This is a genomic window from Gelidibacter japonicus (assembly GCF_010725055.1).
GTDB lineage: Bacteria > Bacteroidota > Bacteroidia > Flavobacteriales > Flavobacteriaceae > Gelidibacter > Gelidibacter japonicus.
Genome location: NZ_BJKB01000008.1, coordinates 1 through 12,363, shown reverse-complemented (window position 1 = coordinate 12,363; position 12,363 = coordinate 1). Strand labels below are relative to the sequence as shown.

Annotated in this window: 9 protein-coding genes; 5 read left to right on the top strand and 4 right to left on the bottom strand. The window is 36.6% G+C overall.

The window, feature by feature from the left end; translation table 11 throughout:
• The first annotated feature begins 133 nt into the window (after window positions 1-133).
• Window positions 134-1,393, top strand: coding sequence for a cysteate-C-fatty acyltransferase (capB, locus tag G6N06_RS09500; RefSeq protein WP_163516242.1), 1,260 nt, complete (start codon window positions 134-136; stop codon window positions 1,391-1,393).
• A 128-nt stretch (window positions 1,394-1,521) separates the two neighbouring features.
• Here capB and G6N06_RS09495 read toward each other — a convergent pair whose 3' ends face one another.
• Both G6N06_RS09495 and G6N06_RS09490 read right to left on the bottom strand, forming a co-directional pair.
• Window positions 1,522-2,643, bottom strand: coding sequence for a GTP cyclohydrolase (locus tag G6N06_RS09495; RefSeq protein WP_163516240.1), 1,122 nt, complete (start codon window positions 2,641-2,643; stop codon window positions 1,522-1,524).
• A gap of 9 nt (window positions 2,644-2,652) precedes the next feature.
• Window positions 2,653-3,636 (bottom strand): transporter, encoded by a 984-nt coding sequence (locus tag G6N06_RS09490; RefSeq protein WP_163516238.1) that lies wholly within the window; start codon window positions 3,634-3,636, stop codon window positions 2,653-2,655.
• A 207-nt stretch (window positions 3,637-3,843) separates the two neighbouring features.
• On the opposite strand from G6N06_RS09490, the gene G6N06_RS09485 reads away from it, so the two are divergent.
• From G6N06_RS09485 to G6N06_RS09470, 4 genes are all read left to right on the top strand, one after another.
• Window positions 3,844-4,119, top strand: coding sequence for a DUF4834 family protein (locus tag G6N06_RS09485; protein WP_163516236.1), 276 nt, complete (start codon window positions 3,844-3,846; stop codon window positions 4,117-4,119).
• A 30-nt stretch (window positions 4,120-4,149) separates the two neighbouring features.
• Window positions 4,150-6,591: a YfhO family protein gene (locus tag G6N06_RS09480; RefSeq protein WP_163516234.1), complete on the top strand. Its 2,442-nt coding sequence runs from the start codon at window positions 4,150-4,152 to the stop codon at window positions 6,589-6,591.
• Window positions 6,592-6,675: 84 nt separating this feature from the next.
• Window positions 6,676-7,953, top strand: a complete 1,278-nt coding sequence (locus G6N06_RS09475; protein ID WP_163516232.1) for a glycosyltransferase family 4 protein — start codon at window positions 6,676-6,678, stop codon at window positions 7,951-7,953.
• A 47-nt stretch (window positions 7,954-8,000) separates the two neighbouring features.
• On the top strand, window positions 8,001-9,458 hold the full coding sequence (locus G6N06_RS09470) for an oligosaccharide flippase family protein (protein WP_163516230.1): 1,458 nt from the start codon (window positions 8,001-8,003) through the stop codon (window positions 9,456-9,458).
• A gap of 298 nt (window positions 9,459-9,756) precedes the next feature.
• Here the strand turns inward: G6N06_RS09470 and G6N06_RS09465 are convergent, their stop codons facing one another.
• Both G6N06_RS09465 and G6N06_RS09460 read right to left on the bottom strand, forming a co-directional pair.
• Window positions 9,757-10,830: a DUF3667 domain-containing protein gene (locus tag G6N06_RS09465; RefSeq protein ID WP_163516228.1), complete on the bottom strand. Its 1,074-nt coding sequence runs from the start codon at window positions 10,828-10,830 to the stop codon at window positions 9,757-9,759.
• Window positions 10,831-11,111: 281 nt separating this feature from the next.
• A complete protein-coding gene (locus G6N06_RS09460; protein ID WP_163516226.1) occupies window positions 11,112-12,116 on the bottom strand; it encodes a sterol desaturase family protein in 1,005 nt (334 codons plus the stop codon).
• Window positions 12,117-12,363: the final 247 nt, after the last annotated feature.

The window sequence follows — 12,363 nt, the reverse complement described above, 5'->3', positions numbered from 1 at the left end:
ATGCTATGAAAAGATATTTAGTTAATTTTGTCCAAACTAATTAAGCTAATCGAAGATGATGACGCCATTGTTCATAAACCATTTCTAAGGGTTGTTGAAATGGCAGCGTATTTCCTAAAAACAGTAACATTACATGAAAGACTTATTTGATAAAATTTACAGAGATAAAGGTCCTCTCGGAAAATGGGCTTCTCAGGCTGAAGGCTATTTTGTGTTTCCAAAACTGGAAGGTCAAATCTCAAATCGTATGAAATTCCGTGGTAAGGATGTAATTACCTGGAGCATCAATGATTATTTGGGATTGGCAAACCATCCTGAAGTTAGAAAGACAGATGCCCAAGCGGCAGCAGATTATGGCTCGGCATACCCGATGGGAGCTCGAATGATGTCTGGACATACTGAACTTCATGAGACTTTACAAAACGAATTGGCGGAGTTTGTAAATAAGGAAGCGGCTTATCTTTTGAATTTTGGATATCAAGGAATGGTGTCAACTATTGATGCCTTAGTAGCTAAAGATGATATTATCGTTTATGATGTGGACTCGCACGCGTGTATTATTGATGGCGTACGTTTACATATGGGAAAACGTTTTACCTATAAGCACAATGATATTGAAAGTCTGGAAAAGAACTTGGAGCGTGCCACTAAAATGGCAGAACAAACCGGCGGTGGAATTTTAGTCATTTCAGAAGGTGTATTTGGAATGCGTGGAGAGCAAGGCCGATTGAAAGAAATTGTAGCGCTTAAAGAAAAATTCAACTTCCGTTTTTTGGTTGATGATGCCCATGGTTTTGGAACACTTGGTAAGACAGGAGCCGGAGCAGGTGAGGAGCAAGGCGTTCAAGACGGCATTGACGTGTATTTTGCAACTTTTGCCAAGTCTTTGGCCAGTACAGGGGCTTTTATTGCCGCAGATCAAGAAATTATAGACTATTTGAAATATAACTTACGTTCGCAAATGTTTGCCAAATCACTGCAAATGCAGTTGGTGGTTGGTGCACGTAAACGATTGGAAATGTTAAGAACCATGCCAGAAATGAAAGAAAAGCTTTGGGAAAATACCAATGCTTTGCAATCTGGACTTAAATCACGAGGATTTGATATTGGTACAACACAAAGCTGCGTTACGCCTGTTTATTTGAAGGGAAGTATTCCTGAAGCCATGGCCTTGGTAAAGGATTTGAGGGAAAATCATGGAATTTTCTGCTCGATTGTTGTATATCCAGTAATTCCGAAAGGATTGATTTTATTGAGAATGATTCCAACAGCGACGCATGATATTGATGATATCAATGAAACATTAGATGCGTTTGACGCCATTAGAACCCGTTTGGAAAATGGAACCTATAAACGTTTATCGGCAACAGTTGCTGCGGCGATGGGTGAGTAAACTCGAAATTTCATAAATAAATCAAAAATCCCAATTAAACAATTGGGATTTTTAGTTTTATATACTCAATTAAGGTTCAATTCGGAACTATACTTTTGGTGTTTGGTGGTTTTCAATTTGAAATTTGATTACTGAATATCCTTTCGCACCGTTTTTCGGCGTTTATAAACTTCAGGTTTAAAATGCTTCCAAATCTGATGGATCGCTATATTATCTTCCAATTCTGGAGTTCGAATACAGTTTTGTATTCCTTTTTTTCTGAATTCGTAATAATATTCATTAAAAATAACTGCAGTAACCCCTTTGTTCTGATATTCCGGAAGGATGCCTATTAAATAAAAAATCACGTCTTTACTGTGTTTTTTTGCATGTAAAATATGTCTAAAGCCCAAAGGAAATAATTTGCCGTTTGCTTTTTGCAATGCTTTTGCAAAAGAAGGCATGACAATGGCAAAGGCCACTAAATCATCATTTTTATCAACGACAAATTTGATGTATTCAGGATTGACGAAGCTGATGAATTTCTTTTTAAAATATTCCTTTTGAATATCTGTAATGGCCACAAATGAAGACAAGGATGCATAGGTGTGATTGAAAAGATCAAACATTTTATCAACATAGGGCATCACTTCTTCTGTTTTAGTGAATCCCAATGCTTGAAGCCCATAGCGTTTTTTGATCAGTTCTTGGGCCTTGAGAAATAAATTGGGATCAACATTGGAGAACGGAAAACGACTTTCAGAATATAATTTCTCGTCCGCATACCCCAATTCCTTGAAATGGTCAACATAATAAGGGTAGTTATACCAGGTGATCATACTTCCTAAATATTGAAAACCCTCAGTCAACAGACCTACTTTATCAAGATTGGAAAAGCCTACAGGACCCTCAACAAAATCGAGGTTGTTGGCTTTTCCAATCTCATGTACTTTCACCAATAAAGCTTTTGTGACTTCAATATCGTCAATGACATCAAACCAACCAAAGCGCATTTTCTTTTGTTTTTGTTCTTTGACTTCAAGCCAATTAATGATTGCTGCAACCCTACCGACAATCTCATTGTTTTTATAGGCCAAAAAAAAGGTGGCCTCGGCGTCATTGAATATGGGATTCTTTTTTTTATTGAAAGTCTCCATTTCCTGTTTGATAATCGGAGGTACCCAATTAACAGAATCCTTATAAAGTTCAAAGGGAAATTTTACAAATGCCTTTAAGTCTTTTGGTGTGCTTGCTTCTTTAATTGTAATCATAAAGTGGTCTTATAGGTTGCCCTTTTTCTTTTTCTTTTTTGACTCGATTTCTTTTTCATTTTGGATTTTTCGTTCTTGACGCCGCAATTCGTCCTTGGCAGAATTGCCATTGTCAATCTCTTTGTCTTGATGAAAATCCAGGCGATAGGACATCCCAAAATTCACACTAAACACCGAGGGTGTATCCTTAGTGTTAAAGGTTAATGCAGTATCTAACTGAAAGTTTTTACTCCAAAGATAGGCACCTCCAAATCGAAATAGATTATCGGCATAAAAATCACTATGAATACCTTGGGTTTCTCCGAAAACAACCCATTGTGGATTGAACGAATGAGTAAGAGTTAAAATATATTGAAAATCGGAATAGTCCGTGCCAATCCTGTCTTTTATCAAATTAATCACAAACACCCAGCCTCCTGTAAAATTATTTTGGAAAATTAGGGCGACCTTCGGACTAAACCCTTCAATTCCCGGAGCAGTGTAAGGATTATCCTTAGTGTCAAAATTGGCCCCGGCATAGACGGCTACAGCAGGAATCAAGGATTTCCATTTGAATTTTCGGTTGGCTTTCCAACTGTATAAATTTGGTTTTTCCTCGGCTGCATTTCTATAAGGATCGTAAATCATATATTTGGCTCCGACTGTAAGATTTTTAAAGTTGGATCGCTTTTCATCTAAAGGAATGCTTGATGAATTTAGTGTCTGGGTGTCATTCTGATATGTCCCTTGTACATTGATTTCAAGTTCTTCAAAAAGCAACCCGTATCTTGCGGCAAAGTCGGCTCCAAAACCTGAAACATCGTATTTCAACAGTGTATGCTCTTCCTTTACAATATACGGTCCAGCTTCAAATTGAATGACGTTTGGACCAACTGCAAATGCACTTTGTGAAACTCCGGGCCTATTGGAATTGATAACCTCTGTGTACTGACCAAAAGTGAAATGGGTAATGCTGAAAATCAAAAATACTATTGAAAATTTGATAGGTTTCATAGTCTAATCTATTAGCCTCAAAACTACATATTTTTTTTGATTTTGAATTGATTTTAATCGATTGATAAAAATGGAATTATAGAGGGCCAATGAATTGTTATTTTCAACCAAACCGCTTAAAGCGGCTATATTTTATATAATTTTTAAGTATTTAAATCCGTTTTTAAATGGGAAGTATCGTATTTTTGGAGAAAATTTAGATTCATCATGCAAATGGCGTCCTTAACTGGTTTTCTGAGAACCATTTTGATTATATTATTGGTGTATTATGGTGTGAAAATTCTTATGAGAATCTTTGCTCCATATTTTGTACGCTATATGTCAAAAAAAATGCAGGAGCGTTTTGGAGGTCAGTTCCAGCAACATCAGCCTGACAGAAATCGTCCCAAAGAAGGTGAGACTGTGATTGATAAAATGCCGGAACAGCGTCAATCTTCTGATAAAAAAGTGGGAGAGTACATAGATTACGAAGAAATTGACTAATTTTCCCGAACTAATCAACTTTAATACTTCATGGCTTTTACAGTAAGAAAGTTTATTCCACACTTTTTAATAATTCTTGGTTTTATTGCACTTTCACTAGCTTATTTTAGCCCGGTTCTGAGTGGGAAGCAGATTTTTCAGAGTGATATCATGCAGTATATTGGGATGTCTAAGCAACAAACCGATTTCAGGGCGGCGACAGGAGAGGAAACCTATTGGACCAATAGCGCTTTTGGTGGCATGCCAACCTACCAGTTAGGTGCATTATATCCGCACAATTACATCAAAAAACTAGATTCTGTCCTGCGTTTTTTACCTAGACCGGCAGACTATCTTTTCCTTTATTTTATCGGATTTTACATTTTACTCTTAACACTCAAAGTTGATTTCAAATTGGCAGCGTTGGGAGCTCTAGCTTTTGGGTTTTCGACATATCTCATAATAATCTTGGGAGTTGGACATAATAGTAAAGCACATGCTATTGCTTATATGCCATTGGTATTGAGTGGAATTCTTCTCGTTTTTCAAAAAAAATACATCTTTGGGTTTTTACTGACCACTGTTGCTATGGCGCTTGAGTTGAGTGCCAACCATTATCAAATGACATATTATTTGATGTTATTGGTTTTGATATTGGGCGCGGTTTATCTTTATGATGCTTATCAAAAGAAACTATTGCCACACTTTTTTAAATCGGTGGGTATTATGCTGGTTGCCGTTATTTTAGCTATCGGATTAAATGCCACAAATATCATGGCAACTCAGGAATATGTAAAGGAAAGCACTCGTGGCAAGAGCGAATTGACAATCAATCCTGATGGCTCTCCAAAGAAAATGTCCACTGGCTTGGATAAGGAATACATCACCGAATACAGTTACGGGTTTTTAGAAACATTTAACCTCTTTATTCCTCGACTTTTGGGAGGTGGAAATGGTGAAGATGTGGGGAAGGATTCTGAAATGTATAAATTTTATACGAGTATTGGCGCAAGCCCGATAGAGGCCTTAAGAGAAGTGAAGCACACACCCACCTACTGGGGAAGTCAGCCTATTGTTGAAGCTCCAGCTTATGTTGGTGCTGTGGTCCTGTTCCTATTTGTCTTTGCCCTTTTTATGGTAAAAGGCCGTTTGAAATGGTGGCTTGTTGGTGGTGTGATCATGTCCTTGCTACTGTCCTATGGAAAAAATTTAGGTTTTTTAACCGATTTCTTCATCCAATATGTGCCAATGTACAATAAGTTCAGGGCAGTGACGTCTATTCAGGTGATTTTGGAGCTTTGTATTCCAATATTGGCCATTTTCGGTTTGGTGCGTTTGTTCAATGATTTTGAAAAAGACGAAGAGAAGTTAAAAGCCTTAAAATTTGCTGCTGCTATTTCAGGAGGTGTGGCAATTTTGTTTTTGCTGTTGAAAGGGTCTTTTGATTTTGTTGGTGTCAATGACGGTTATTATAGACAAGTATATGGAGAATATGGTCAGAGTTTTATAGACGCACTGAAGGCAGATAGAAAAGCGATGTTTACCTATGATACTTTACGGACATTACTTCTAGTTTTACTATCTGCAGGCGGGATTTGGCTGTTTTTAAAGCAGAAATTGTCCCAAAACGCGCTTATTATGGTGTTTGCCGTATTGATTCTTTTTGATTTGGTAAATGTCGACAGGCGTTATGTCAACAACGAAAATTTTGTGTCAGCCATACAAGTAAATAAACCATATCAAGCCAATGCTGCCGACTTAGAAATCTTGAAGGATGATGGGCACTATAGGGTGTTTGATGTGACCTCAAGCGCTGCTAGGGCATCATATTTCCATAATTCATTGAGTGGCTATCACGCGGCCAAACTTGGACGATATAATGAGCTCTTTGATTTTCATATTGCGAAGAATAATATGAACGTGTTGAATATGCTCAACACTAAATATATTATCGCCGATGATGATAAGGGGAATGTTTTCCCGTACGAAAATGTTGATGCCAATGGAAACGCATGGTTCATTTCCGAATTGGAAAGAGTCCATTCAGCTAATGAAGAAATGGTGGCTTTAGACAGTTTGGATACCAAGACCAAAGCTGTTACTACACAAGATTTACCTTCATCCAAATATAATATAGATTCGACGTCAACTATTTCAATATTAGAGTTTAAACCCAATTACTTAAAGTATGACTCTAATAATAATTTTGATGGATTTGCAGTGTTTTCAGAGATCTATTATGCTGATGGATGGAATGCTTATATTGATGGCGAATTGCACCCACATTATCGTGTGGATTATGTTTTGAGAGGTTTGCCTATTCCGAAAGGTCAACATACCATTGAATTTAAATTTGAACCTCAAGTGGTCAAAACGGGAAGTACGATTGCATTGGCGAGTTCCATTTTATTTGGACTATTGGTTTTGGGAGGAGTCCTCAAGTTCCTGCGAAGGCAGGAATCTCAGGATTCAAAAGATAACATCTCTAATTAGAAGAATTTCTTTCAGATTGTTTTCATCGAATCAATTGTAATTGATAATAATATAAGAGACTTCCACTTTCATGGAATTTGTAATATGCAAAAAAAAGTACTCATCATCACTTATTATTGGCCACCAGCAGGAGGCCCAGGAGTGCAACGATGGTTGAAATTTGTGAAATACCTTCCCGAATACGGCATTCATCCTACTGTTTATATTCCTGAGAATCCAAGTTATCCATTGCTTGATACCAGTTTGATAGATGAGATTCCTGAAAATGTCACCATAATTAAGCAGCCCATAAAGGAGCCTTATAAACTGGCTGAATTGCTATCCAGACAATCATCAAAAACAATCAGTTCTGGAGTGATTCCGAAGAAAAAAAAACAGAGTTTTGTACAGCGCCTTATGCTGTATGTACGAGGGAATTATTTTATTCCTGATGCCAGAAAAGCTTGGGTAACCCCTTCGGTGAGTTTTTTGTCTGAATATATCCAAAGGGAGAATATAAACACTGTGATTACTACTGGACCGCCCCATAGTTTGCACTTAATTGGTCTGCAGTTAAAGGCTATGATAGGCACTCAATGGATTGCCGATTTTAGGGATCCTTGGACCACAATAGGTTATCATAAAAAATTAAAACTGAGTGTCAATGCTGCTGTAAAGCACAAGCTGATGGAGAAACAAGTACTCACCTCTGCCGATAAGATTATCGTGACGAGCGAAAACACCAAAAAGGAGTTTGAAACCAAATCGAAGCAACCGATTACTGTTATCACAAATGGTTATGATAATTACCAACTCCCGAAAGTAACGAAGGACACGAAATTTTCTTTGGCCCATATTGGCTCTTTATTGTCGGAGCGCAATCCAAGAGTGTTATGGAATGTTTTAGGCGAGCTCATTAAAGAGCATCAAAACTTCAGGCAAGATTTTGTATTGCGATTGATTGGTGTGGTCAGTGATGATGTGTTGAATGAAATTTATCAATTCATTCCTAAAGAAAATATTGATCTTGTTGGCTATGTCAGCCATAAAGAAGCATTGATATATCAAAGACAATCTCAATTGTTATTGTTGATTGAAATCGATTCTGAAGATACCAAAGCCATAATTCCTGGAAAACTGTTTGAATACATGGTGGCCGGAACGCCTATTATTTCAGTTGGTCCTAAAGATTCAGATGTGGAACGTATTATAAAATCGACCAATACGGGCCGTTATTTTTATTATGAAGAACATTCTGAATTGAAGGAACATCTTTTTTTGCGTTTTCAAGATTTCAAAAACTCAACGTTAGCATCATTTCCTATAGGTTTACAGCAGTATGGCAGAAAAGCGTTGACAAAAAAGTTGGCAGATCTTATCTAAGCCTTGCCTTAAAGCCCAAAATTCTTATCTTCGAGTTTTAAACCTTTATGGGAATAGTTGCCAGCCAATCTTTAAAGAATACCATTACCACTTACCTTGGGTTTGCCATTGGTGCATTAAACACTTTGTATTTATATGTGTTCTTTATTTCTGATGTCCATTATGGGTTAATTTCCTTTATGCTTTCAACCGCCACGATAATGATGCCGTTAATGGCTTTTGGCGTCCATAATACCATTGTTAAGTTCTATTCTACGTTTAAAACCAAGAATTCACTGAATAGTTTTTTAACGCTGATGTTATTTTTACCACTGAGTGTCATTATTCCTATCGGGATAATAGGGGTGGTGGTTTATGATAATATTGCTGATATACTATCACAAAAGAATTCCATCATTGGGGGTTATATAGGATATATTTATTTAGCGGCCATTGCGATGGCTTATTTTGAAGTGTTTTTTGCTTGGTCCAAAACGCAGTTACAGACGGTCTTTGGTAATTTCATGAAAGAAGTCTTCCATCGTATTGGAATTATGTTGCTCTTGTTTAGTGTCTATTTGGAATGGCTTTCGGTAGATATCTTTATTGCGAGTGTTGTGGGTGTTTATGGGCTGAGAATGCTAATTATGATGTTTTATGCTTTTAGCATCCGATTGCCAGTTTTTAAATTTAACAGGATAGACCGATTGAGCCCCATCTTGAAATATTCATTCCTGATTATTATTGCTGGTTCAATCGCCACTGTCATTTTGGATATTGACAGTTTTATGTTAGGGATGTATATTCCTATTGAAGAAGTAGCCTATTATGGAGTAGCAATCTATATTGCAACGGTGATAGTCGTCCCTTCTCGAGCGATGCAACAGATTCTGCAACCGCTGACGGCTCAATATCTAAATGAGAAGAATAAAGTTGCCCTGGAAGATTTGTATGTGAGAAGTTCGCAGACCTTGTTTATTATTGGTGGGCTTATTTTTTTGTTGATTGTTTTGAATATCAATTCACTTTATGAAACCATTCCCCCACAATTTAGTGGCGGCCTCATTGTGGTATTTTTGATAAGTATGGCTAAGCTATACGATTGTTTGATGGGTTGTAACAATGTGGTTTTGTTTAATAGCGATTATTATAGAGTAGTCTTAATTTTTGGAGTCATTTTGACCATTCTTACTATTGGTTTGAATATGATATTTATTCCCAGGTATGGCATCAACGGTTCTGCACTGGCAACCTTTATTGCAATTGCGGTATATAACACAATAAAAATTTACTTTGTTAAGCGTAAGTTTGATATGATGCCTTTTACGATAAACACGGAAAAGGTTGCTTTGTTGATTTTGGTGATGATAGGGGTATTCTATTTTTGGGAATTTCCATTTCATCCTTTGGTAAATATCGTCTTGAAATCGGGATTGATCACCTTGATATATGTCATTTTTATCTATAGGTTGAAGGTTTCAGATGATATAAGTGTTTTGCTGCGCAAATATTTGAAGGTGAAGTAGAATTTGGGAATTGGCGTTTTGTGTTAGATGATAGAGGATAGAGGATAGAGGATAGAGGATAGAGGATAGAGGATAGAGGATAGAGGATAGAATGTTGAATTTGAGTCATTTATATCGGATAATTCAATAGCAATTTTCAATTTAAAGTTCTGAGGTGGTTATCTCTATTGTTCAAATGGCATCCTCTTTAAAAACTAATGCACTTCGTTATTGGGTTTCGGGTTTGGATCTCGCACAAATCCGCGATTAGTTCAACTAATATAACGCAATACGCTTTGCGTTTAGGTTTTTAATTTTGCTAATAAAACATGAAAGCCATTAATCCCATGATCAATAATGCAAATGGCAGCACCATTGATAAAAAGAAAAAACTGATTGCACTACTTTTAATAAAACTTAGGATATACCCTTGGCCATAAAGTTGTTTGACACCAAAAAACAAATAGAAAAAAGTTGAAAACATGGTCAAAGTCATGATCCATCCAGGGAAATCCTTCCAAATCAGATTCGCAATAACCAACAGGCTAAATACGCTAAAAAGGAATGCAAAAAAATAAAAAGTAAAGACCAAATGATGTACAAACCTTCCTTTGTTAAAGTAAAATAGTTTTAAAATTAATGCGAATATTGGCAAGAGAATAAACATGGCAAGGGGGATACTATCAAGAAAAGCTTGCAGGATCGATCCTCCACTTTTGGTTTTAAAAAATTTTAGGATTTGCTTATACATGCGCTTGGTAAAATATCCGTCGTCCGCCTTCATGCCCATTTTCCTGTAAAGTTCTTCATCTGAAGCACCAGCAGTAATCATGGAATCTATTTCCATTTCATTTATGGTTAAATTAAAAATTGAATTGGACGAGTTCTTTTCTACTTTTTCAACCAACTCCTGCACCTCCTTTTGTTGCTGATCAGTCATAATCAATTGATCCTTATTATTGAGGCCTGATTTAATTGGGTATTGTATTGCTGTGACATTTCTTGACGATTTCTTAATAGAATCTCTTAATACATGACTTTGTTCAATGTCCTTTTTAATTGCACTATCAATATCTTCAACCTTTTCACGGCTGACAAAAGAAAACAAAAAGAAAAATATTATTGAAATGAACAGGTACATTTGAGCTGGATGTAAATACATCAAGCGCCGACCAGTAATAAACTGTTTTGGGAGGTATCCAGGCTTCACCATTAATGGAATGAAACTCTTAAAAAAGCGGGCATCAACAGAAAAATAATTACTGATGGTATTGTTGAAGAGAACATTTAAGGTCAATTGATTGCCAGCTTTCTGCCCGCAATATGGACAAAAAGGATAATAGCTCTCAAATTGTTGGATGCAGTTACTACATCCCCTTAAATATCTTGACATAGAGGTTGGAATTTATGCCCATAAATGTAATAAAAAAACATTTTGATTTTACATGATTGCTTTTCAGTTAGTGGTCATGTTTTGGCGTTAAGATACCTTCGCAACGTTCCTATAAAATCGTAATTCGACGGCAAAACTCAGTCAACTAAAATAAAGTCGAATAATTTTTTGGCATACAGGTTGATGAACATAGATCAAGTTGAAAAATTACATGACAAGGCAAATCTGACATAGAGATCGGATTCAAATTTTAAAAGTAAATATCTTTTTATTAGTTGAACCTATACTTTGATTCCTGAAGTATAGACATCATCCCGGAGCTCTTTCCCCAAAGGCTTTGGGATGTTTTGTTTGGCCATTTGCCGTTTTTTCAGAGCCATTTCCTTACGAATCTCCTTGACAGTTTGTGTGCTGCCATCATGACTCCATCCTGGAGGACCAAAAACATACATCAGCTTGTGCCAAAGATTTTCGGATTTTTTTATATCCCGCCAAATATCTGAATATTCATGGGTCAAAATCACCCATAAATTATAGGACTCTGGTGGCGAAGTAACGCCATAAGCTATTTCCACGTTTTCATCAAGCTCTTTCCAGGTGCCAAAAACCCTATCAAAAATATTTAAAATTCCGCCATGATTTTTATCCATGTATTCAATATTACAGGCATGGTGAACTTGGTGCATGGTGTGTGTGTTCAATATTTTATCCACAACCCCTAGTTTAGGAATAAACACAGTATGCAATTGAAATTGCCAAAGAGCCTCAATTCCTAAGCATACCACAAGCATTTCTGGTGGGAAACCAATTGCTACAATCCAAACATAAAATAACGGTTTATAAAAAATAGTAAACCAGCCATTTCTTACTGCTGTACCGAGATTGAAATTATCAGAGGAGTGATGCACAATATGTGCTGCCCAAAAAAATCTGACCATATGGTTTTGACGATGGAACCAATAATATGAAAAATCATCGCATAGCATACAAAGTATCCAAATATACCACGTATATCCAAAAGATTCATAGCCCATTATGTTAGTGCGAACGCCGTTAACCAAAGGATTAAAAACATCATAAACGAAGCTAAAAAGAAGAATAACTGTAATTGTTTTAACAAGAGGCGCAATGACTGCTGATCCTACTCCCATTCCTATACTCGAAAACAAGTCGCGCCAGTTGTAAAGATCTTTGTGATTGTGTGCTTTGCTGTAGGTAAGTTCTAATAAAATAAGTCCTAAAAAAAAGGGTACCCCATAGACGAGGCCACTGAAAAAGCATCTCATTTTTAGTGATTACTTTAAAGAAGCGATAAAATAAACCGAAATTTATTTTATCGCTTCTTTTTTTGGATCTGTTTTGACGAAGCTGATTAGGCTTTACCACAACCTTAAAAGGCATTATTGCACCGTATCCAGCTATTATTGCACGATTCTCCTTTTTATACGGCCAATCTAAGGATTCTTTTCAGGTTCACCGTAAATATTGCAATTGCCCCTTGCATTTGCATGTTTTCAATACCATATGCACAGG